This window comes from Pseudomonas sp. RV120224-01b, assembly GCF_003208145.1.
Taxonomy (GTDB): Bacteria; Pseudomonadota; Gammaproteobacteria; order Pseudomonadales; family Pseudomonadaceae; genus Aquipseudomonas; species Aquipseudomonas monteilii.
Genome location: NZ_QKMQ01000006.1, coordinates 68,911 through 92,169, shown reverse-complemented (window position 1 = coordinate 92,169; position 23,259 = coordinate 68,911). Strand labels below are relative to the sequence as shown.

The window sequence follows — 23,259 nt, the reverse complement described above, 5'->3', positions numbered from 1 at the left end:
GCGGCCCCCGATCCAAACGCTGTTTTCCACACAACAATAACCGACGGAATACCGCCAGCCATGATGACATCGCCGTTCTCGATCCCCGCCCATACCCGCCGTATCGACCCTTCACGCCAGCGCGCTGCCGCACTCAAGGCCGATGGCTCTGTGGATGACAACGACCGCACCGAAATCGGCCCTACACCGCTGGCCTTCGCCGAGTGGGCAGCGCTTGGCCTGCAGGCGCCGCACTTGCCGACCCTGCGCGAATACCGCCTGCAACGCATACGTGACCAGCTGGTGGCCCGCGACCTGGGCGGCATTCTGCTGTTCGACCCGCTGAATATCCGCTACGCCACCGACACCACCAACATGCAGCTCTGGACCACCCACAACCCTGCGCGCGCCTGTTTCGTTGCTGCCAGCGGCCATGTGGTGCTGTGGGACTTCCATGGCTGCGACCATTTGTCCGCGCACTTGCCGTTGGTGAGCGAGCTGCGCAGCGGTGCCTCCTTCTTCTACTTCGAAACCGGCGACCGCACCGACGAGCACGCCCGGCGCTTCTGCGCCCAGGTCGACGACTTGCTGCGCACCCACGCTGGCAACAACCGCCGCCTGGCCGTGGACCGTATCGAAGTGGCCGGCCTGCGTGCCCTCGACGCTTTGGGCGTGCAGGTACACAACGGCCAGGAAGTCACCGAGTTCGCCCGGCTGATCAAGGGCCCCGACGAAATCCTGGCCATGCGTTGTGCGGTGGCCTCCTGCGAGGCCTCGGTTGCCGAGATGCGTCAGGCGATGCGCGCGGGGGCCACCGAAAACGATGTCTGGGCAGCGCTGCACAGCGGCAACATTCGCCGTGGCGGTGAATGGATCGAAACCCGCATTCTCAGTTCCGGACCACGCACCAACCCCTGGTTCCAGGAGTCTGGGCCACGGGTGCTCAGCGATGGCGACCTGTTGTCGTTCGACACCGACCTGATCGGGGTGTATGGCGTTTGCGTGGACATGTCGCGCAGCTGGATCTGTGGTGGCCTGGAGCCCACGGCCGAGCAGAAGCGCCTGTACCGCATCGCCCACGAGCACATCCACTTCAATGCCGGGATGGTCAAGCCTGGCGTACGTTTTACCGACCTCACCCGCAACGGCCACCGCCTGCCGGAAAGCTGCCGCGAGCAACGCTACGGCGTGATGTTCCATGGTGTGGGGTTGTGCGACGAGTACCCGAGCATTCGTTACCCGGAAGACCTTGAGTCTTATGGCTACGAAGGTGAACTGCAGCCGGGCATGGCGTTGTGTGTGGAGGCGTACGTGGGGGAGGTGGGTGGGCGTGATGGCATCAAGCTGGAAAACCAGTTGCTGGTGACCGAGGACGGGTACGAGTTGTTGACCCATTACCCGTTCGAAGAAAGCTTCCTGCGGGATTGAACGCGTTCAGGCACTTTGGGGCTGCTGCGCAGCCCATCGCCGGCAAGCCAGCTCCCACAGGGACTGCGCAAAAATTGAGGATGGCGCGATCCCTGTGGGAGCTGGCTTGCCGGCGATGGGCCGCCAAGCGGCCCCAAAATTCAACCCTGCCACCCACCGCCCAGCACCTTGTACAACGTCACCCGGTTCTGCTGCTCGGCCAGCTCCAGGCTGATCAGCGTTTGCTGCGCCGAGTACAGCGACCGCTGTGCATCCAGCACCTCCAAAAAGCTCTCAGACCCTTGCTTGTACAGCGCCAACGACAGGTCATAGCTCTTCTCGGTGGCGTTGGTCAGGCCACGCTGGGCATCCAGCCGCTCATTGATGTGCCCCCGTACCGCCAATGCGTCGGCCACTTCACTGAAAGCGGTCTGCAAGGTCTTCTCATACGTGGCCACCTCGATCTCCCGGTTGACCTTGGCCGCATCCAGTGACGCCCGGTTGCTGCCGGCATTGAAGATCGGCAGGTTGATCGACGGCGCAAAGCTCCAGGCGCGGCTGCCGCCACCAAACAAACCGGACAGCTCGCTGCTGGCGCTGCCACCGCTGGCGGTGAGGGTGACACTGGGGAAGAATGCCGCCCGCGCCGCGCCGATGTCGGCATTGGCGGCCTTGAGCGTATGCTCGGCGGCCAGCACATCCGGGCGCCGCTGCAACAGGCTCGAAGGCAAGCCTGCTGGTACGCCGACCAACAGCGCTGCATCCAGGCGGACATCACCCGGCAACAGCGTATCGTCCAGACGGTGACCCACCAGCAGCTCCAGGGCATTGCGGTCCTGTTCCACCTGGCTTTGGTAGTTGGCTACGTCGGCCCGTGCCGACTCTACGGTACTGAGCGCCTGCGACAGGCTCAGGCCAGACTCGCCACCCAGCGCGTGGCTCTGTTGCACCAGGTCGTGGGTTTTCTGTTGGCTGGCGTAGGTTTGCCGGGCCAATGCCAGTAGTTGCTGGTCGGCGGCCAGGGTCATCCAGGCACTGGCCACTTCGGCCACCAGGCTAATCTGCGTGCTGCGCCGGGTCTGTTCCAGCGCCAGGTAGTCTTCCAGCGCCGCGTCCTTGAGGTTGCCGAGGCGGCCGAACAGGTCCAGTTCGTAACTGCTCACGCCCAGGCCGACGCTGTATTGGCTGCTGACGGCGTTGTTGCCATCGCTCACGCTGCGTTGGCGGGTGCCGTCTGCCGTGGCGGAAACGGATGGGAACAACGCCGCACGCTGGATACGGTACTGCGCACGCTGGTACTCCACGTTCAATGCTGCTACCCGCAGGTCGCGATTGTTGGCCAAGGCCAGCGCCACGGTGTCGCGCAGGCGGGCATCAACGAACAGCGCCTGCCAGGCGATGTCGGCGCTGTTGCTACTGCTGGCCGTGGTGCCCGGCCATTGTTCGGCTACGGGGGCAGCCGGGCGCTGGTAGTCCGGGGCCAGGTTCACACAGCCGGCCAAGGCCATGACCAGCACCAGGGGAAGAGGGGACAGGCGCATCAGGCTTCTCCTGCAACAACGTCAGTGCGTGGGGCGTTGCGGCGCGCAGCCAGGCGCTGCACCAGCACATAGAACAAGGGGATGAAAAACAGGCCAAGCACGGTGGCGGCGAGCATGCCGCCCAGCACGCCGGTACCGATGGCCTGGCGCCCGCCAGCACCGGCGCCGCTGCTCAGGGCCAGCGGCAGCACGCCGAGGATGAAGGCCAGCGAGGTCATCAGCACCGGGCGCAGGCGAATGCGCACGGCCTCTAGCGTGGCAGTCAGCAAGTCCTGGCCGCGTTCGTAGCCTTCCTTGGCAAACTCGACGATCAGGATCGCGTTCTTCGCCGCGAGGCCTACAGTGGTCAGCAGCCCGACCTGAAAGTACACATCGTTGTCCAGGCCACGCAGCCCGGTCAGCACCAGCGCGCCGAGGATGCCCACCGGTACTACCAGCATCACCGCGAACGGCACCGACCAGCTTTCATACAACGCCGCCAGGCACAGGAACACGAACAGGATGGAAATGGCATACAGCAACGGCGCCTGGTTGCCGGCCAGGCGTTCCTGGTAGGACTGGCCCGCCCAGGCATAGCCAATGCCCTCCGGCAGTTGCGCCATGATCTGCTCGACCGCCGCCATGGCGTCACCCGAGCTGACGCCGCTGGCCGGTTCGCCAACCAGTTCGTACGAACCAAACCCATTGAAGCGCTCCAGCAGCGGCGAGGCGGTGCTCCACGAGGTGCTGGTGAATGCCGACAGCGGCACCATGGCATCGCTGTCGTTGCGCACGTACCAGGCGCCGATGTCCTCGGCCAGCATGCGTTTGTCGGCTTCGCCTTGCAGGTACACCTTCTTCACCCGCCCGGCATCGACAAAGTCGTTGACGTAGCTGCCACCCATCACCGTGCTGAGGGTGGCGTTGATGTCACTGGCGGCAACGCCCATGGCACCGGCCTTGCGGTCGTCGATGGCAACGTTCAGCTGGGGCGTGTCCTCCAGGCCCTGGGCCCGTACATTGGCCAGGCGCGCGTCCTTGGCGGCGAGGCTGATGAACTGGTCACGCGCCTTGAGCAGTTCGGCGTGGCCCAGGCCTGCCAGGTCCTGCAACTGCACATCGAAGCCCGAACTTTGCCCCAGGCCCTGGATGGCTGGCGGCGCCATCACGAACACGTTGGCGTCGAGAATTTTCGACAATGCCATGCTGGCCCGGCGCGCCACGGCAGCGGCGCTGTGTTCGTCGCCCTGGCGTTCGCTCCAGTCCTTGAGCTTGATAAAGCCGCGCCCCGAGTTCTGTGCGTTGCCGCCATTGCCCAGGCCACGCACGATCAGGATCGAGGCCACCTCCGGTTGTTGCAGCATGTAGTCCTGCACCTGGCTGCTCACCGCCTGCAAGCGTTCGTCGGTGCCGCCCACCGGCAGGGTCATCTGCATCATCAGCATGCCCTGGTCTTCTTCGGGCAGGAACGCCGACGGCAGTTTCTGGAACATCAGCGCTACACCGCCCAGCACCAGGGCGTATACCAGCAGCGCTCGCAGCGGGCGTGCCAGCACCGTGCCAACCGCCTGCTGGTAACGCCGGGAGGTGCGATTGAAGTGGCGGTTGAACCAGCCAAAGAAGCCGCGGCGCGGTTCGTCATGGGCTGACACAGGCTTGAGTAACGTGGCGCACAGGGCCGGGGTGAGGGTCATGGCTACCAGCACCGACAGCGTCATTGCCGCCACCAGGGTGACCGAGAACTGCTTGTAGATCACCCCGGTGGAGCCACCAAAGAACGCCATGGGCACGAACACCGCTGACAGCACCACGGCAATGCCGACCAGCGCGCCACTGATTTCGCCCATCGACTGGCGTGTCGCCTCGCGCGGTGGCAGGCTTTTTTCGGCCATGATGCGTTCGACGTTTTCCACCACCACAATGGCATCGTCCACCAGCAGGCCGATGGCCAGCACCATGCCGAACATGGTCAGGGTGTTGATCGAGTAGCCGAGCAGGGCCAGCACGCCGAAGGTGCCCAGCAGTACAACCGGCACGGCGATGGCCGGGATCAGCGTGGCGCGCAGGTTCTGCATGAACAGGTACATGATCAGCACCACCAGGGCGATGGCCTCGAACAGCGTCTTGACCACTTCCTCGATGGAGATTTTCACGAACGGCGCAGTGTTATAGGCCACTTCGCTGCGCAACTGCAGCTTGCCGGGGAAGAACTGTTCCAGCTCGGCAAGCTTGGCCTGCACCGCTTCGGACACGTCCAGCGCGTTGGCGCCCGTGGCCAGGCTCACCGCCAGGCCGCCGGAGGGCCGGCCATTGTGCTCGGCGACCACGTCATAGCTTTCGCTACCCAGCTCGACGTGGGCCACGTCCGCCAGCGTCACCACCGCGCCAGCGCTGTTGTGCTTGAGCACCAGCTCGCGGAACTGCGCGGCGGTCTGCAGCTTGCTGCGGGCGTTGATGGTGGCGTTCAGCTGTTGGCCGGCGCGGGCGGGCAGGGCGCCCAGCTGGCCGGCGGAGGTGTCGACGTTCTGCGCTTCCAGGGCGCTGCTCACATCCGAGGGCATCAGCGCGTACTGTTTGAGTTTGTCCGGGTCGAGCCAGATGCGCATGGCGTAGCTTGAGCCCAGGGTAGTCACCTGGCCGACGCCGCTGACCCGGCTGATCTGGTCGTACAGGGTGCTGGAGATGAAGTCGCTGATATCGGTGGCGCTGACGTCGAGGTTGTCCGACACCAGCGACAGGATGATCAGGAAGTCGCTGGCGGAGTTGTGAATCTCGATGCCTTGCTGCTGCACGGCTTCGGGCAGCCGCGCCTTGGCCTGCTCCAGCTTGGTCTGCACCAGCATCTGCGCGGTGTTGATGTCGGTACCGGCCTCGAAGGTGAGGGTGATCGAGGCACTGCCCGCCGAACTGCTGCTGGACGACATGTAGGTGAGGCCGTCCAGGCCGGTCATTTGCTGCTCGATCACCTGGATGACCGAGTCTTCCATGGTCTTGGCCGAGGCGCCGGTGTAGGTGGCGCTGAGGCTGATCTGCGGCGGGGCGATATTGGGGTATTGCGCCAGCGGCAGCTGGAAGATGGCCAGGCCGCCACCGAGCATCACCAGGATGGCGATCACCCAGGCGAAGATTGGCCGGTCGATGAAGAAGCGTGCCATGTCATTCGCCTCGCTGGCTGTCGTTGCGGGCGGTCAGGGCGTTGTCCCGCACCTGGACTTGCTGGCCAACGCGCACCTTTTGCAGGCCCTGGACGATCAACTGGTCGCCAGCGGCCAGGCCTTGGCTGACCCACCAGCGGTTGCCCACTGCGCGAGCCAGGGTCAGTTCGCGTTGCTGTACCTTGCCGTCGACCACCACCAGGGCGGTAGCATCGCCGCGTTCGTCACGGCTCACGCCTTGCTGCGGTACCAGGATGGCATCCGCTTGTACGCCTTCCTGCACGGTGGCCTTGAGGTACATGCCCGGCATCAGCAGGCCATCGGGGTTGGGTACCACGGCGCGGAAGGTCACGCTGCCAGTGCTTTCATCCACGCTCACGCCGTTGAAAGTAAGGGTGCCGGCATGGGTGTAGGTGCTGCCGTCTTCCAGTTCCAGGCTGATACGGGTGGCGTCCTGCTGCGTGCTGGGCGCCAGCTTGCCTTCGGCCAGTTCGCGTTTCAGGCGCAGCAGGGTGCTGCTGGGCTGGGTGAAATCGACGTAGATCGGGTCCAGTTGCTGCACGGTGGTCAGCGCGGTGGTCTGCTCGGCGGTGACCAGTGCGCCGGGGGTCACCGACGAGGTGGCCGTGCGCCCATCAATCGGCGCATTGATGCGGGTGTAGTCCAGGTTGATACGCGCGGTGCGCTGCGCAGCCTGGGCCGATTGCAGGCTGGCGCGGGCTTCGAGCAGAGCGGCCTGGGCGCTTTCGTTGTCTTCGGCGCTGATGGCGTCGAGCTTCACCAGTTGGGCATCGCGTTTGGCCTTCAGCTCGGCGGCCTTGAGGGTGGCGCGTGCTGAGCTGACCGTGGCCTCGGCCTGGGCCAGCGTGGCCTGGTAAGGCTGCGGGTCGATCTGGTACAGCGCCTGGCCGGCCTTGACCGTATCGCCCTCGTTGAACAGGCGCTTCTGGATGATGCCGCCGACCTGTGGGCGAATCTCTGCAATCAGGTGAGCACTGGCGCGACCGGGCAGGGTGGTGGTCAAGGTTTGGGCGGCAGTGGTCACCTCGTAGACGGCGACTTCCGGTACGGGGGGCTCTGCGGCGCCCGTTTCGGCTTCACGGCAGCCGCCAATGACCAGCAGGCCGGCGCCCAGCAACAAGGCACGCGCCAGGGGCGAACGGGCGAACATCAGGGAATGGAATAAAGTAGGCATCGCAGGCTCCGAGCCAAGGGATTTCGATGGCGCCAGCGTGCGCGGCAATTGTGCAGGCAATGTGCAGAAAGCATGGAGATTGCCCGCCGAGCCTTGCGGCACATGGGCCTGCACGGTTCAATACGGGCAATTCCAACGTGCCGGCGGTGCCATGAAAGTCAGCCTTTCGCGCAAGTTCTTCTTCGCCATGCTCGCGGTGTGTGCGTTCGCCGTGCTGGGCATGGTGTTTGCCGCCTACCTGAGCTTGAAATACGGCTTTCTCGGTTACCTCAACCAGCAGGCCGAAGAACGCATGGACCGCATTGTGCCGAGGGTCGAGCAGGCCTATGCGCGCAATGGCAGCTGGGATTTCATCCGTCGTGACAAGGACCAGTGGTTCGAGTTGTTGCGCCCGGAAGACGTGCTGCCCAATGCACGTTTCGACGCAAGCCTGCTGACGGTTTCCGACCTGACCGGCGCGTTTGTGCGTTTTGCCCTGCTTGATGCGCAGCGCCAGCCGATCATCGGCTACCAGGGCGCTCTGGCCGACATGCTCTTGCGCCCCATCCGTCACCAGGGGCAGGTGGTGGGCTGGATGGCCCTGGCACCCTTGCAGTCGGTGACCAGCATTGGCGACCAGCGTTTCCAGCTCAACCAGCTACGTTCCAGCCTGCTGATCGGGCTGGCCTGCCTGCTGGCCACGGCGGTCATCGCCTGGTGGCTGAGCCGCGCCCTGTTGCGGCCCATCCGCGAAGTGGCCCGCGCCACCCATCGCCTGGCAGCAGGCGACTACGCCATCCAGCTGCCGGTACGTTCGGCAGACGAAGCCGGGCAACTGGCCGGTGACTTCAATCGTATGGCTGCCACGTTGGCCAGCAACGAACGCCTGCGTCGCGACTTCATGGCGGACATCTCCCACGAGCTGCGCACGCCGCTGGCTGTGATGAGGGCCGAGCTGGAAGCCATGGAAGACGGTATTCGCCCGCTCGACGGCAATGCTTTGCGATCATTGCAGGGGGAGGTGGGCGCATTGAGCAAGCTGGTCGACGACCTGTTCGACCTGTCGTTGGCGGAAGTCGGCGGCCCTACGTACCGCCGCGAACGCATCGACCTGTGCGTGTTGCTGCCGGTGGTGGCCGAAGCTTTCCAGGCCGGTTTTGCCGAACGTGGCTTGCAGCTACGCCTGGAATTGCCCGGGCAGCCGTTGTGGGTGTTGGGCGATGAGTCGCGCCTGGGCCAGTTGCTGCACAACCTGCTGGAGAACAGCCGCCGCTATACCGATGCAGGTGGCCATACTGTGTTGCGTGCGTTTCAGGAGGGTGACGAGGTGCTGGTGCAATGCGAAGACACCGCCCCCGGCGTCGACAGCGCGTCGCTGGCGCGCCTTTTCGAACGTTTCTACCGTGCCGAGCGCTCGCGCAACCGGGCCAGTGGCGGCACCGGGCTGGGCCTGGCGATCTGCCGCGGTATTGCTGAAGTACACGGTGGCCGGCTGACAGCCAAGGCCTCTGCCATGGGCGGGCTGCTGCTGGTGCTGGCCCTGCCGGTTGCTGGAGAGCAAACATGAGCCGGATCCTGCTGGTAGAAGACGAACCCAAGCTCGCCGCCCTGGTGGGCGATTACTTGCGGGCGGGTGGTTATGGCGTCGATCATCTGGCCGACGGCCTGGCGGTGATCCCGGCCATTCGCCAGGGCCAGTACGACCTGGTGCTGCTGGACCTGATGCTGCCGGGCCGTGACGGCCTGGACATCTGCCGGGAGCTGCGCGGCTTCAGCCACTTGCCGCTGATCATGATGACCGCTCGCGTAGACGAGATCGACCGCCTGCTGGGCCTGGAGCTGGGTGCGGATGACTACATCTGCAAGCCTTTCTCGCCCCGTGAGCTGGTGGCACGGGTGAAGGCGGTGCTGCGCCGCAGTGGCGAGCAGCCAGGCAACCTGGGCCTGGAACTGGATGCCCGTGCATTCCAGGCGCGCTATCGGGGCGTGGCGCTGGAGCTCACACCCGTGGAGTTCCGCATGCTGGCAGCGTTGGCGGTACGCCCGGGGCAGGTGCTGTCGCGGGACCAGTTGATGAACCACATCTACCAGGACCACCGGGTGGTGGCCGACCGCACGGTGGACAGCCATGTGAAGAACCTGCGGCGCAAGCTGACTGCGGTGACGCCGGGGCATGACCCGATTCGGTCGGTGTATGGGGTGGGCTACAGCCTGGAATTTGAATGAAGGTGAACGGGGCTGCGCAGCAGCCCCGGTTTCCAGGCCGTCCCGGTCAGCTACCGGTCACTTCGGCTTCTGTTGAGGCCTTCACCGAAGCCTTCTTCTCCTGCACCACGATGTAGAACTCCTCGCCATGCTTCACCGCGCCATACAGCACGGCCTTCTCGATCAGCTCGTTACCGCGCAGGTGGCGCAGCATCATCGGGTCTTTACGCAGGTCGCGGTACAGGGCCAGGCACAGCAGCACCATCACCACCACAAAGGGCAAGGCCACGACGATGGTCAGGTTCTGCAACCCCGTCAGCGCCTCGCCCGGGTCCCGCGGGTCGCCAATCGCCAGCATGATCGCCGCCACGGTACCGGTCAGCGCGCCCCAGAAAATCACCGTGCGCCGCGAGGGTGCGGTGGTGCCATGTTCCGAGAGTGTGCCCATCACCAGCGAGGCGGCGTCGGCACCCGAAACGAAGAAGATGCCCACCAGGATCATCACCAGCACCGAGGTCGCTGAGGCCAGTGGATAGCTGTCCAGCAACTGGTACAGCGCGTGGTTGCTGTTGACTGCGCCATTGGCCAGCTGGAACACGCCTTCGCGTACGGCATCGATGGCCGCACCGCCAAAAATGGTGAACCACACCAGGCTGACCAGGCTGGGCACCAGCAGTACACCGGTAACGAACTGGCGAATAGTGCGGCCGCGGCTGATGCGGGCGATGAACATGCCCACGAACGGTGTCCAGGAAATCCACCAGGCCCAGTAGAACACGGTCCAGCCGGCCAGCCAGCTGTTCATCTGCTCACCGCCGCTGGCGTTGGTACGGGCCATCATTTCCGGCAGCATCTTGATGTAGATGCCGAGCGACGTCGGCAGCAGGTTGAGCATCAGCAAGGTCGGGCCGACCATGAACACGAACACTGCCAGCACCAGTGCCAGCACCATGTTGGTGTTGGACAACCACTGGATGCCCTTGCCGATGCCCGACACCGCCGAGGTGACGAAGGCAATGGTCAGCAGGGTGATGATCGAGATGTAGAACAGCTTGCCGGGGCTCTCGATCCAACCGTTGTATTCCAGGCCGCCGGCAATCTGCAGGGCCCCAAGGCCCAATGAGGCGGCCGAGCCGAACAGCGTGGCGAAAATTGCCATCATGTCGATCATGCGCCCTAGCGGGCCGTTGGCATGCTTGCCGATCAGCGGCCGGAAGGCAGCGGAAATCAGCTGTGAACGGCCACGGCGGAAGGTGCCATAGGCAATCACCAGGCCGACGATGGCGTACATGGCCCAAGGGTGCAGGGTCCAGTGGAACAAGGTGGTGGCCATGGCCACCTGCATCGCTTCACTTGTCTGCCCGGTGGCCGAGCCCGGCGGCGGCGACACATAGTGCGACAGCGGCTCGGCCACGCCGAAGAACATCAGGCCGATGCCCATGCCGGCGCTGAACATCATGGCCACCCAGGACACCGTACGGAATTCTGGCTGTTCGCCATCACGCCCCAGTGGCACCCGGCCATAACGGCTGGCGGCCAGCCACAGCACGAACACCACGAACAAGGTGGATGTGAGCACGAAGAACCAGCCAAAATTGAGAATGACCCAGGACTGCGCGCTGGAAGCGCTGCTGGCGAGGCTGGCCTGGTTGAGGAAGCCCCAGAGTACGAACGCGATTGCCAGGAGGCTGGTGAAACCAAACACGACGCCGTCGAGTTTGCCCTCGAAATGCCGGTCCTGGCGGGCTTCTGCGGTTTTCGAGGGGTCCGTCACGCCAAGGTCGAGCGTTTCGGTGATGTGTTCCTTTGCCATGAATGATGAGGCCCCTTTGTGGCTTACCTGCGCGCGCAGGCTTGTTGTTGTGTGAGCTACCGAGTTCGATGACGGCCTCGGCGGGGTGGAATGCTGGCGCGATTATCCTGCGCGGGAAAAGGCGGCCCCTGTCTCGATAACGCCCTGGGGCGTCCCTTGCGCGACTTGGCAAATACTTTTAGTTCTGGGGGCAATAGCCCTTTCTGCCTCGGGTTCTGGTACCCTGATGGGCATTACCCGGGCCCGCTCATCCGAGCACCGTAGAAGCGCTGCTGCTTGCGGGCCTGGCCGTACCAGGAAACGGAGATTCGTCAAAATGGCCACTGATCGTGTGAGCCTGATTCATTTCGATAAATTGAGCATGAGCCCTGCCGCTGCCGATCGGTTCCAGAAAGCCCTCGACGCGCTGGCAGCGCTCAAGCTGCAGGACCGTTACGTGTACCTCATCGCTCCCTATCTGGGTGATATCGCTGACGCGTCTGACGCCGAGCAACTGGACACCGCCCTGGGCCAGTGCATCCGGGTGGTTGATGAGCTGCTGGCTGCCAGGTCGGTGAGCAAGGTCAAGGCCGAGGAAGTGCGCCAGGTGTTCCACAGCGCTGCCGAGCGTGCGCGGGCAGAACTGCCTGGCTGAGTGGTGGCATGGCCAAAGACATCGACAACCCCTGCGTTTCGTTATGCCAGCTCAACAGCGAGCTGTGCGTGAGCTGTGGCCGCACCCGTGACGAAATTCGCAAGTGGCGGGGCATGAAACGGCCGGAAAAGATGGCCACCGTGCAACGCGCGGCAACGCGGATGAAGGCTATCGTCAAGAAGGCAGCCAAGCGGCAGAATGCCGACTGAACCCTCGCGCCCTGTACAGGGCCTTTCCTGATTTGCCTGAAGAGCCTGAAAATGGATGTTCACTCGCTGCTAGCGTTTACCCTGGTTGCCGCCATCGCGATCGCCAGCCCCGGCCCCGCCACCCTCATGGCCATCAACAACAGCCTGGCCCATGGCCAGCGCAGCACGATCTGGTCGTCGTTGGGCAATGGCTCGGGCCTGTTCTGCCTGTCGGCAGCCGCCATGCTGGGCCTGGGCGCGCTGCTGGCCAGTTCTGAAGTGCTGTTCAATGCCGTGAAAATCCTGGGGGCGGGCTACCTGTTCTACCTGGGTGTGCGGCAGTTGCTGAAAAAAGGCCCGATGCTGGCGCAGGCTACGGCCGAGGGGGCGGCCAAGGTTCGCCCCTCGCCGCTGAAACTCTACAAGTCGGCGTTCCTTACCGCAGTGACCAACCCCAAGGCAACCATGTTCTTCACGGCGCTGTTCCCGCAGTTCATCGACCAAGGGGCCGCACTGTTGCCGCAATTCCTGGCCTTGACCGGTATTTTCGTGGCGTTGTCGCTGGTTTCGCTGAGCTTGTATGCCGCGCTGGCTGCACGGGCGAAAGGCGTGCTGACCCGGCCGTCGCTGTCGCGCTGGGTGAGCCGGGTGGTGGGCACCACCTTCATCGGGTTTGGTGCGGCGATCCTGGCGATGCGTCGTCAGGGCGCCTGAGTGCCAGAGAGGGTAATCGACGACCCGTTTCATCGTTAGCCGATGAAAGGCCCATCTACTTTTCGCACAGGGTCCAGACTGTCTACAGCCCGCACAGATGAATGCTGCAGTTGATCACAGGATGTGGCAGCCTTTGGCCACCACGCCGGGTCACCGGATGTAACTTGTGCCGAGGGTTGTAGATGATCGAGCGTTGCTTTCGCCGCGCCTTGCTCCTGTTGTCGTGCCTGCTGCTGCCGTTGGCTGCGGTAGCGGAAGAGCCTTGCCGGCGGTTGACCGCCACCGGCAACCCGGAATACCCCCCGTACCTGTGGCGCGACCCGCAAAACCCCCAGCAACTGATCGGTGCCAACGCTGACCTGCTCAAGTACCTGGGCAAGCAGTTGGGGCTGGAGATCGAGGTGGTTTACGGCGGGCCGTGGTCGCGCGCCCAGGAAGAGGTGCGCACCGGCCGGATCGACTTGATGGCCGGGTACTTCATGACCCAGGCCCGGCAGCAACAGATGGACTTCATCACCCCGCCATTTCTGCACACGCCCAGCGTGGTCTGGGTACGCCAGGACAATGCCTTTGCCTACCACCAATGGGCAGACCTGAAAGGTCGCAAGGGTGGGACCTTGGTCAACAACAGCCACGGTCAGCAGTTCGACGACTTTGCCAGGGCCAACCTCATCCTCGAAGCGGTACCCAGCGCCAGGCAGGCATTCGAAAAACTCATGCACAAACGCAGCGACTATGTCGTGTACGAGCAGTACCCCGGCATGGCACTGGCGCGTACCTTGGGTATTGCCAGCACTGTGCAGGTGCTGGAACCGCCAATCTCCAGCGAAGGGCTGTACCTGGCGCTTTCGCATGATTCGCCCTGCAATCGGCCGCATTTGCGTGAAGCGCTGGCGCGGGAAATGGAAAAGATCGTGGCCGGGGCGTTGCCGCAGCAGTTGTTGCAGCAGAACCTGGAGCGGTGGCAGTGATCAGCGAGGAAGGTGCGCGGCCTCCCGTGCGTGCTTGGCCCGGGTCACGTTGACCGCACCAGGCAGGGTGACGTCGTTCTTCGCTGCGAGGATTTCGGCCATGACGCTGACGGCGATCTCGGCCGGTGTCTTGCTGCCGATGTAGATGCCAATCGGGCCATGCAAGCGTTGCAGCGAAGCCTCACTTACACCGAAGTGCTCGATCAGGCGTTCACGGCGCAGCTGGCTGTTGCGCCGCGAGCCGATGGCGCCAATGTAGAACGCCGGGCTGTGCAAGGCTTCGAGCAGGGCCAGATCATCCAGCTTGGGGTCGTGGCTGACGGCGACGATGGCGCTGCGCAGGTCCGCAGCGAAGGCGCGGACCACATCGTCGGGCATGCCGGCCAGCAGGTTGACGCCGGGCACGCTCCAGCCTGCGGTGTACTCAGGGCGTGGGTCGCACAGCGAAACGTTGAAACCATTGAACAGGGCCATGGTGGCCAGGTACTCGGCCAGTGCGCCACCACCGATCAGCAGTAAACGGTAGCCCGGGCCAAGGGTGCTGAGCATGTGGTGGCCATCGAAGCTGAACAGGTCAGGCGTGCTGGTAGGGGTCAGGCTGATATCACCGTTGTGCAGGTTGAGCCCGCGGCGGACCAGGCTGCCCTCATCGAGGCAGGCCAGCAGTCGTTCGAGGTGCTGCAGCGGCGGTGCGAACTCCAGCACAAGCTCCAGTGTGCCGCCACAGGGCAGGCCGAAACGGTGTGCTTCATCGGCGCTGACGCCGTAACGCACCACTTGGGGTAGGCCGTTGGGCATGCCGGGGCCGCCGTAGGCAGTGGTGTAACGGTGAATGAGGTCGTCCTCGATACAGCCACCGGAGACACTGCCGACCACCCGGCCGTCACTGCGCAAGGCCATCATCGAGCCCACCGGGCGCGGGGAGGAGCCCCAGGTGCGGGCTACCGTGGCCAGCAGGACGCGGTGCCCGGCGGTGAGCCAGTCTCGGGTGGTGCGCAGCACCAGCAGGTCGATGCTTTCCATGGAGGCTCCCGTTCAGCGCATATGCAAAATGATCGGGCTGCTGCTGGCCGGGTCGGTATGCCCACGCAACGTGCCCACCGCCTGTGCATTCACGGCACCGCCCCGGTTGCCCCAGGCCGTGCGCACAAAACTCAGCACATCGGCAATTTCCTGGTCACTCAACTGCTCCCGGAAGGCTGGCATGCGATAAGCATCAGGCAACCCCGCCGTCACCACCCGCTGCGAACCGTTCAAGGTAATGTTGATCGCCGAAGCGTCTTCTTTCGCCAGTGCCGAGGTTGCCCCCGCCAAAGGCGGCATCCATTGGTCCTGGCCCTTGCCCTCCAGCCCGTGGCACGAGGCGCAGCGGGTCACGTATGTATGTGCGCCCGGGCTGTCGAGCTGTGTTGCTGCCGACTCGGCCACGTACTGCCACGGCGCCCCATCGCGCTGCGGGTCGCCGGGAAGCGATTTCAGGTAGTGGGCGATGGCCGCCAGGTCATCGTCGCTCATGAACTGCGTGGAGTTGTTGAACGCCTCGGTCATTGAGCCGAACACGACGGCATGGCGGTTGCGGCCGGTTTTGAGAAACTGCGCAATCTCGTTTTCGCTCCAGCGCCCCAGCCCTGTGTTGTGGTCGGCACGCAGGCTCGGTGCGTACCAGCCATCGAGCAGGGCGCCCGCCAGGAATGGTTTGCCGCTGTCATCCAGCGCCTTTTCGTTGAAGGCCAGGCCACGGGGCGTGTGGCAACTGCCACAGTGACCGGGGCCCTGAACGATATAGGCACCCCGGTTCCACAGCGCATCCTGCCCGGCCTTGTCGGCGTAAGGCGTGGTGGCGGCGAACAGGCCGTTCCACAGGGCAATGGGCCAGCGCAGGTTCAGCGGCCAGGGGATGTCGCTGGCCAGGTTGGCCTGCCGGGCCGGTTGCACGCCGTGCATGAAGAATGCGTACAGCGCCTTTACATCGTCGTCACTGAGCTTGGCGTAGGACGGATAGGGCATGGCCGGGTACAGCCGCCGGCCGCCGGGCGCGACACCCTGGCGCACGGCGCGGTCGAAGTCGGCGAGGCTGTAGCTGCCGATACCGGTGTCCCGATCAGGGGTAATGTTGGTGGCGTGGATGGCCCCCAGCGGGGTGGCCATTTCCAGCCCGCCGGCGAACGGTTTGCCGTCCGGCAGGCTGTGGCAAGCCACGCAGTCGCTGAGCCGGGCCACGTACTCGCCACGGCTGACCAGCGCCGGGTCGGCGGCACTGGCCTGTGCATCGACGAACGGCGAGGCAGGCTCACGGGTGACATACCAGGCCATCAGGCCTGCCGCGACCAGGCACGGCAGCGCCAGCCAGCCAGCGGTTCTTGCGAAACGATGGGTCATGGGGCGATCCTTGTGCGGTCAGCTGAAGGTATGGCGGCTCATTGGCAGGCTGCGCACGCGCTGGCCAGTCAGTTGCGCGACGGCGTTGGCCACCGCCGGGGCTACGGCCGGTAACGGAGGCTCGCCAATGCCGCCCATCTTCGCCCCGCTTTCGACAATGCGCACATGCACCCGGGCCATGCGTGAAGGCGGCAGGATCGGGTACAGGTCGTAGTTGCGCGCTCGTGGTTTGCCATCCACGTATACCGCCTCTTCCACCAGCGTCTGCGACAGGCCCAGGGCGACGGCGCCGTTCACCTGATGCTCGATGATTGCCGGGTTGACGATGCTGCCAGGGTCGATGGCCTGCCAGATGTCGTGCACCTTCACCTGCCCGTTCTCGATCGACACCTCGGCGATGACTGCCGCCTCCGAACCGAATGGCGAGGCCATGGCCACGCCGCGTGCCCGTTTGCTGCCATCCTCGGCGGTGAACGGGCCGCGCTTCCAGCCACCGGACAGGTCGGCGACCGCGTTCAGCAGGTTGGTCAGGCGCGGGTTGTCGCGCAGCAGGTGCAGGCGCAGTTCGAACGGGTCCTTGCCTCCTTTGTCGGCCAGTTCGTCGAGGAACGACTCGTAGAAGAAGTCGTTCAGCGAGTTACCCACCGAACGCCAGTAGCCGAGCATGGCCGGGCCTTTTACGTAGATCTGCGCGATGCGCTTGTTGGCGATGGCGTAGGCTTTGCCCGACAGCCCTTCAAGCGCGGTCGGGTCGATCTTTTCACCTTGCTTGCCGGCCAGGGCCTCGGTCGGGCCTTCGGTGGCGCTTACCGCTTCGAGGGCCACCGGCATGCCGTCGGCATCCAGGCCGGCGCGGAACTTCACCACGGCGACCGGGCGCAGCACATCACGCAGGAATTCCTCTTCGCGGCTCCAGATAAGCTTCACCGGCCGGCCAACCGCCTTGGCCAGGGCAATGGCCTGCGGGTAGGGGTTGGCCGAGTCGTACAGGAAGTGGCGGCCAAAGAAGCCGCCCAGCAGTGGCGAGTGCAGGTTGATCTGCGCAGCCTCCAGGCCTGTACGCTTGGCAATGTCGTCGCGGAACATGTCCGGTGCCTGGTTGGGCAGCCACACGTCCAGGGTGCCGTCCGCGTTGAAGCGGGCGAGGGCTGAGGGCGGTTCCAGCTGGGCATGGTTCAGGTACTGGTTGTGGTAGCTGGCCTCGACCTTGGTCTTGGCATTGCTCAAGGCACTCGTGATATCGCCCTCGTTCTCCTCATCACGTGCCGGGCCCTCGACCGTGGCCAGGTGCTCGCGCCAGCCATCGCTGGAGAAGTCTGCCGGCATCGCCCGCACCTTGGTGTCGGCGGTCGCCTCTTGCCAGTCCACCTGGATAGCCTCCACCGCGCGTTTGGCATGCCACCAGCGTTCGGCGACCACGGCGACAGCGCCCGGCAACTGATGCACGGAATGCACACCCTTCATGGCCTTGACCTGCTCTTCGTTGCGCAGGCTGCCCACGGTCATGCCCAGGCGTGGCGCGTGCTGCACGGCGGCGTGGAGCATGCCGTCGACCTTGATGTCGATGCAGTACTGCGCCTTGCCGGTGGACTTGTCGTAGGCGTCCAGGCGACGCACCGGCTTGCCGATCCAGCGAAACTGGCTGGGGTCGCGCAATTTGACGCTGTCCGGGTCGGGTACTGGCAGGTCCATGGCGCGGCCGGCAAGCTCGCCATAGGGGATGGAACGGCCTGTCGTGGTATGTACCACGCTGCCCGGCGTGGTGGAGAGCTCATCGACCGGTACACCCAGCTGCTGGGCGCCCGCCTGCAGCAGCATGGCCCGGGCGAGGGCACCCAGGCGGCGCATGGTCGGGTAGCTCATGCGCACCGACATGCTGCCGCCAGTGATGCGCATACCGTTTTCCATGACGACATAGGCTTCGCCCGGTGGCGCGCTGTCCACCACGAAATGGGCAGGGTCGACATCCAGCTCTTCACCTACGATCTGCGCCATGGCGGTGAAGGGCCCTTGCCCGCCTTCCATGAAGGGGCTGAGCAGGCGCACCGTGCCATCCGGGCGAATTTCCAGAAACGCAGGCACTTGGGTACCGCGTTGCGGGGCGGCTATAGTCGCCGCCTGTACGCGTGCCGACCCCATTGGCAGGCCGAAACCCAACACCAGGGCCCCGACGGCCGTGCCGGCAAGAAAGCGCCGACGCGACAGGTTGACGGTTTCGCCCATTTGCAGCTTGAGCAGTTCGGCCGGTGTATCGACTGGCGTGTTCATCAGGCCTGCTCCCCTTGGGCCAGCGCATGCACGGCAGCATGAATGGCGTTGTAGGTGCCGCAGCGGCACAGGTTGACCATGGCCGCGTCGATCTGCGCGTCACTGGGCTTAGGGGTGTGCTTGAGCAGCGCCGTGGCCGCCATCACCTGGCCGGACTGGCAGTAGCCGCACTGGGCCACCTGGTGCTCGACCCAGGCCGCGACCACCCGTTTGCCAACGGCATCGGCTTCGACCGCCTCGATGGTCGTCACTTCGCGCCCGACCACGCCGGCCACCGGGGTGACACAGGCGCGTACCACGTTGCCGTCCACCAGCACCGAACAGGCGCCGCACTGGGCCAGGCCGCAGCCATACTTGGTGCCGGTCAGCCCCAGGTCGTCGCGGATTACCCACAGCAGGGGCGTGTCGGCGTCCACCTCGACCTGATAGGTCTTCTGGTTGATGCGTAGTTCCATGGTTCACCTGCCAATCATCGGTTGCTGTCGCTGTGTTTTTTCTGGGTGGGGAATACGTTGTTCCCCAGAGAAGAAACGCTAGCACAGGGGCATGACCGCTGGTCTGGTGGCGGGGGCAGGTCCAGAGGATCAGGCAAGCAATTCGGTGGAATGCGCAAGCGACGAGGTAAACAGGACTTCCAGGCTGAAAACCCGGATAATGCCGGCCACTTTCGTTTTGCACGCTTAAATCACGGTAAACCCGCATGGAAATCAAGGTCAATTTTCTCGACAATCTCCGTCTCGAAGCCAAGTTCGACGACTTCACGGTGATCGCCGACCAACCGATCCGCTACAAGGGTGATGGTTCGGCCCCAGGCCCGTTCGATTACTTCCTGGCGTCTTCGGCCTTGTGCGCGGCTTACTTCGTCAAGCTGTACTGCCAGACCCGCGACATCCCGACCGAAAACATTCGCCTGTCGCAAAACAACATCGTCGACCCGGAAAACCGCTACAACCAGATCTTCAAGATCCAGGTCGAGCTGCCCGAAGACATTTCCGAGAAGGACCGCCAGGGCATCCTGCGCTCGATCGACCGCTGCACCGTCAAGAAGGTGGTACAGACCGGCCCCGAGTTCGTGATCGAAGTGGTCGACAACCTCGACGCCGATGCCCAGGGCCTGCTGATGCCGGTGTCGGACAGCACCACCTACATCCCTGGCAAGGACCTGCCGCTGGAGCAGACCATCGCCAACATGTCGGGCATCCTGGCCGGGTTGGGGATGAAGATCGAGATCGCTTCGTGGCGCAATATCGTGCCCAACGTGTGGTCGTTGCATGTGCGTGATGCGCAGTCACCGATGTGCTTCACCAACGGCAAGGGTGCCACCAAGGAAGCCGCGCTGGCATCGGCGCTGGGTGAGTTCATCGAGCGCCTGAACTGCAACTTCTTCTATAACGACCAGTTCTGGGGCGAGGACCTGGCCAACGCGCCGTTCGTGCATTACCCGAACGAGCAGTGGTTCAAGCCTGGCCCACGCGATGCGCTGCCCGCCGAGATCCTCGACGAGCACTGCCTGGCAATCTACAACCCCGACGGTGAGCTGCGCGGTTCGCACTTGTACGACACCAACTCGGGCAACACGGCGCGCGGCATCTGCTCGCTGCCGTTTGTACGCCAATCGGACGAGCAGGTGGTGTACTTCCCGTCCAACCTGATCGAAAACCTGTTCCTCAGCAACGGCATGAGCGCTGGCAACACCCTCGCTGAGGCGCAGGTGCAGTGCCTGTCGGAAATCTTCGAGCGTGCGGTCAAGCGCGAAATCCTCGAAGGCGAGCTGTGCCTGCCGGATGTGCCGCAGGACGTACTGGCCAAGTACCCGGCCATCGTTGCCGGCATTCAGGGCCTGGAAGAACAGGGCTTCCCGGTGCTGGTCAAGGATGCGTCGCTCGGTGGCGAATTCCCGGTCATGTGCGTGACCCTGATGAACCCGCGCACCGGTGGCGTATTCGCCTCGTTCGGCGCCCACCCAAGCCTGGAAGTGGCACTGGAGCGCAGCCTTACCGAACTGCTGCAGGGCCGCAGCTTCGAAGGCCTGAACGACCTGCCGCAGCCGACCTTCGAAAGCCACGCCCTGACCGAGCCGAACAACTTCGTCGAGCACTTCATCGACTCCAGCGGTGTGGTGTCGTGGCGCTTCTTCAGTGCCAAGGCCGACTTCGAGTTCGTCGAGTGGGACTTCTCCGGCCACGGCGAGGATTCCAATATTCAAGAGGCCGCAACCCTGTTCGGCATCCTCGAAGACCTGGGCAAGGACGTGTACATGGCGGTGTACGACAACCTGGGCGCCACCGCCTGCCGCATCCTGGTGCCGGGCTACTCGGAAATCTACCCGGTCGAGGACCTGATCTGGGACAACACCAACCGCGCCTTGTCGTTCCGCGCCGACATCCTCAACCTGCACAACCTTGAAAGCCGCCCCCTGAAGCTGCTGCTCAAGCGCCTGGACAACTGCGATGTGGATGACTACACCACCATCACCACACTGATTGGCGTGGAGTTCGACGAAAACACGGTGTGGGGCCAGCTGACCATTCTGGAACTGAAGCTGCTGATCTGCCTGGCAGTGCAGCGCTTCGAGGAGGCCAAGGAACTGGTCGAGGCGTTCCTGCAGTTCAACGACAACACTGTCGAGCGCGGGCTGTTCTACCAGGCCCTGAACGTGGTGCTGGAAGTGGTGCTGGATGATGAGCTGGAAATGGACGACTACGAGCCCAACTTCCGCCGCATGTTCGGCAACGCGCGCATGGACGCGGTGCTGGGCTCGGTGGATGGCAGCGTGCGTTTCCATGGCCTGACCCCGACCAGCATGAAGCTCGAAGGCCTTGATCGCCACCTGCGCTTGATCGAAAGCTACAAGAAACTGCACGCAGCCCGGGCCAAGTTCGCCTGATAGCTGCTGTCTTACTCGTTATTTTGTGCTGGCTGTACCGGCCTCATCGCCGGCAAGCCAGCTCCCACAGGTACTGCATCGTTCTTGAGCGTTTTGCTGAGCTTGTGGGAGCTGGCTTGCCGGCGATTGGGCCAGCAGCCCTCATATAGCACTTTGATCTTTGCGCTATCCCCAATGCGTCTTTGCGCTTCGCCTGACAGGGGCGTAGCGTTCTGCTCCCCAAATCCATGGCGCGTTAACCGCCAGAAGGACCTCGGCCGCGCACAGCAAAAAGGCGCAGACCATGAGCACCCCTTTGGATACCAATGCCCTCAAAGCCCGTCAGCAAGCCGCCTGGGCCAGCGGTGACTACGCGGTGATCGGCACCACCCTGCAACTGGTTGGCGAGCGCCTGGCAGAAGCCTGTGACCTGCGCTGGGATGAGCAGGTGCTGGATGTTGCGGCCGGCAACGGCAACGCCACATTGGCTGCTGCCCGGCGCGGTTGCCGCGTCACTTCCACCGACTATGTACCCGAGCTGCTCAAGCGTGGCGAAGAACGGGCACGGGCCGAACACCTGAATGTGCTGTTTCAGGCTGCCGATGCCGAAGCGTTGCCGTTTGCCGATGGCACCTTCGATGCGGTGCTCTCCACGTTCGGTGTGATGTTTGCACCTGATCAGGCCCAGGCCGCACGTGAGCTGGGGCGGGTATGCCGACCCGGTGGCCGTATAGGCTTGGCCAACTGGACCCCGCAAGGTTTTGTCGGGCAGATGTTCAAAACCCTCGGGCGGCATGTACCACCACCCGCCGGGGCCTTGCCGCCCTCGCGGTGGGGTGACGAGGAACAGTTGCGCGCGATGTTCGAAGGGGTTCTGGGTGAGCTGAATGTCAGCCGCCAGCAGTTCAACTTCCGCTACCGCTCGGCGGCGCATTTCATCGAGGTGTTTCGTACCTGGTACGGGCCGGTGCACAAGGCGTTTGCTTCGCTGGATACGGAGAAGGCCACTGCTCTGGAGCGAGACCTTACTCAGTTGCTGGATGAGAGCAATGTGGGAGGGCCTTCATCGTTGGTGGTACCCAGCGAATACCTTGAGGTGGTGATCATTCGCGGGTGTTAGTCGGCACACCTTCAAAAGCCTCGGCGGGTGGCGGTGCCGCGCGGACATTGAAGAGCTTGCAGATGAAGTACCAACAGATGGCGACGGTCAGGTTGTAAGGGAACAGGACGGCCCAGAAGGGCAGTTGCCAGTTTTTCTTGCCCTGCATTTCACCGGGTTCGCCGGTTCGCCAAGGGGCGTAGTGGCGCCAGGCTTCAGCCGGGGTCAGGCAGATGGCATGCAGGGGCTTGTGCCACCAGTTGGGTTCGCCGGGTGGGGGGAGTTTGTCGGGGCCGTGGGCCATGAAGTGGCGCAGGTATTCCCAGACTTCGGCGACGTGTCTGACGCCGGGTTCGGTGGGCTCGTTGCTGTCGACCCAGAGGCAGTCTTTTTGGTGGAGGCTGCCGTCTGCTCGGCGGGGGGCGAAGGCGAGGGCATAGCTGGTGCTGAAGGATGAGCCACCGTTTTCGGTGCGTTTGAAAAGGCCACCGCCGGTGTTGCTCCACTCAAAGACTAATACTTTGCTCAAACGTCGGTAGTAGATTTTTTGAGTTGAACGGTTGAGGCAGAAGCTTGATAAGCGTTTTATAAAATATATACGATAAAATAAAAAAGGAAGGAATATAAAAGGTCCAAATGCTACGCTGGTTATAAAAATAGGGCTGAAAATGTATGGGTCCCAGGCTTCGCTCGATAGTAAGTAAGGATAAAAGCCGATCATCAGTGCGAGAGTCATTGCGCAGTACAGTTTTCCCATGAAGACTGAGTCTGTCACCCAAGGATTTCTCAAGCATAAGGTGTTGTCGGATAAGTTTAATAATTGCCCGGCGATAGCGGGATTATGCCCTGAGTCCGACATTGAGTTGAATATCCAAATGGTTGCCATG

At 63.7% G+C, this 23,259-nt stretch carries 18 protein-coding genes; 9 read left to right on the top strand and 9 right to left on the bottom strand.

Translation table 11 applies throughout. From position 1 onward, the window contains the following. Positions 1-60: 60 nt before the first annotated feature. Complete coding sequence (dddP, locus tag N436_RS11820; RefSeq protein WP_105948814.1) at positions 61-1,407, top strand: dimethylsulfonioproprionate lyase DddP; 1,347 nt, start codon at positions 61-63, stop codon at positions 1,405-1,407. 140 nt (positions 1,408-1,547) lie between these two features. On the opposite strand, the gene N436_RS11815 is transcribed toward dddP, so the two are convergent. From N436_RS11815 to N436_RS11805, 3 genes are read right to left on the bottom strand one after another with little or no spacing between them, the layout of a single operon-like run. Then, complete coding sequence (locus N436_RS11815) at positions 1,548-2,927, bottom strand: efflux transporter outer membrane subunit (RefSeq protein WP_105948813.1); 1,380 nt, start codon at positions 2,925-2,927, stop codon at positions 1,548-1,550. Beyond that, complete coding sequence (locus N436_RS11810; RefSeq protein ID WP_110741110.1) at positions 2,927-6,061, bottom strand: efflux RND transporter permease subunit; 3,135 nt, start codon at positions 6,059-6,061, stop codon at positions 2,927-2,929. The genes N436_RS11815 and N436_RS11810 overlap by 1 nt, the downstream gene beginning before the upstream one ends. 1 nt (position 6,062) lies before the next feature. Continuing rightward, positions 6,063-7,256: an efflux RND transporter periplasmic adaptor subunit gene (locus N436_RS11805; RefSeq protein WP_256589943.1), complete on the bottom strand. Its 1,194-nt coding sequence runs from the start codon at positions 7,254-7,256 to the stop codon at positions 6,063-6,065. 151 nt (positions 7,257-7,407) lie between these two features. Here N436_RS11805 and N436_RS11800 point away from each other — a divergent pair, with 151 nt between their 5' ends. After that, positions 7,408-8,802: an ATP-binding protein gene (locus N436_RS11800; RefSeq protein ID WP_110741108.1), complete on the top strand. Its 1,395-nt coding sequence runs from the start codon at positions 7,408-7,410 to the stop codon at positions 8,800-8,802. Next, positions 8,799-9,461, top strand: a complete 663-nt coding sequence (locus N436_RS11795; protein WP_105948809.1) for a response regulator — start codon at positions 8,799-8,801, stop codon at positions 9,459-9,461. The genes N436_RS11800 and N436_RS11795 overlap by 4 nt, the downstream gene beginning before the upstream one ends. Before the next feature lie 46 nt (positions 9,462-9,507). On the opposite strand, the gene N436_RS11790 is transcribed toward N436_RS11795, so the two are convergent. Next, positions 9,508-11,253, bottom strand: a complete 1,746-nt coding sequence (locus tag N436_RS11790) for a BCCT family transporter (RefSeq protein ID WP_110741107.1) — start codon at positions 11,251-11,253, stop codon at positions 9,508-9,510. Positions 11,254-11,569: 316 nt separating this feature from the next. Here N436_RS11790 and N436_RS11785 point away from each other — a divergent pair, with 316 nt between their 5' ends. The 4 genes from N436_RS11785 to N436_RS11770 all read left to right on the top strand — a co-directional run bounded on the left by N436_RS11785 (position 11,570) and on the right by N436_RS11770 (position 13,760). Then, positions 11,570-11,887 (top strand): hypothetical protein, encoded by a 318-nt coding sequence (locus N436_RS11785; protein WP_105948807.1) that lies wholly within the window; start codon positions 11,570-11,572, stop codon positions 11,885-11,887. Between the two features lie 8 nt (positions 11,888-11,895). Next, positions 11,896-12,096 carry a DUF1289 domain-containing protein gene (locus tag N436_RS11780; RefSeq protein ID WP_016715730.1) on the top strand — a complete coding sequence of 67 codons (201 nt, stop codon included), beginning with the start codon at positions 11,896-11,898 and terminating at the stop codon, positions 12,094-12,096. Positions 12,097-12,147: 51 nt separating this feature from the next. Further along, on the top strand, positions 12,148-12,789 hold the full coding sequence (locus N436_RS11775) for a LysE family translocator (RefSeq protein WP_019096410.1): 642 nt from the start codon (positions 12,148-12,150) through the stop codon (positions 12,787-12,789). Positions 12,790-12,971: 182 nt separating this feature from the next. Beyond that, the gene (locus N436_RS11770; RefSeq protein ID WP_110741106.1) at positions 12,972-13,760 is read left to right on the top strand and encodes an ABC transporter substrate-binding protein; all 789 of its coding nucleotides are present in this window, start codon (positions 12,972-12,974) and stop codon (positions 13,758-13,760) included. Here N436_RS11770 and N436_RS11765 read toward each other — a convergent pair whose 3' ends face one another. Genes N436_RS11765 through N436_RS11750 form a run of 4 tightly spaced genes read right to left on the bottom strand, consistent with a single transcriptional unit; the run spans position 13,761 to position 18,862 of the window. Then, on the bottom strand, positions 13,761-14,783 hold the full coding sequence (locus tag N436_RS11765; RefSeq protein WP_110741105.1) for an XdhC family protein: 1,023 nt from the start codon (positions 14,781-14,783) through the stop codon (positions 13,761-13,763). A 12-nt stretch (positions 14,784-14,795) separates the two neighbouring features. Beyond that, positions 14,796-16,139, bottom strand: a complete 1,344-nt coding sequence (locus tag N436_RS11760; protein WP_110741104.1) for a cytochrome c — start codon at positions 16,137-16,139, stop codon at positions 14,796-14,798. Positions 16,140-16,157: 18 nt separating this feature from the next. After that, complete coding sequence (locus N436_RS11755; protein ID WP_110741103.1) at positions 16,158-18,407, bottom strand: molybdopterin cofactor-binding domain-containing protein; 2,250 nt, start codon at positions 18,405-18,407, stop codon at positions 16,158-16,160. Beyond that, positions 18,407-18,862, bottom strand: coding sequence for a (2Fe-2S)-binding protein (locus N436_RS11750; protein ID WP_060497053.1), 456 nt, complete (start codon positions 18,860-18,862; stop codon positions 18,407-18,409). Before N436_RS11750 ends, N436_RS11755 begins: the two co-directional genes overlap by 1 nt. Before the next feature lie 245 nt (positions 18,863-19,107). On the opposite strand from N436_RS11750, the gene N436_RS11745 reads away from it, so the two are divergent. Continuing rightward, the gene (locus N436_RS11745; RefSeq protein ID WP_110741102.1) at positions 19,108-21,294 is read left to right on the top strand and encodes an OsmC domain/YcaO domain-containing protein; all 2,187 of its coding nucleotides are present in this window, start codon (positions 19,108-19,110) and stop codon (positions 21,292-21,294) included. A 283-nt stretch (positions 21,295-21,577) separates the two neighbouring features. Continuing rightward, entirely contained in the window at positions 21,578-22,393 is an 816-nt protein-coding gene (locus N436_RS11735) for a class I SAM-dependent methyltransferase (protein WP_110741101.1), read from the top strand. Here the strand turns inward: N436_RS11735 and N436_RS11730 are convergent. Then, positions 22,377-23,258 carry a hypothetical protein gene (locus N436_RS11730; protein ID WP_110741100.1) on the bottom strand — a complete coding sequence of 294 codons (882 nt, stop codon included), beginning with the start codon at positions 23,256-23,258 and terminating at the stop codon, positions 22,377-22,379. The two genes, N436_RS11735 and N436_RS11730, sit on opposite strands and share 17 nt — an antisense overlap. Between the last annotated feature and the right edge of the window lies 1 nt (position 23,259).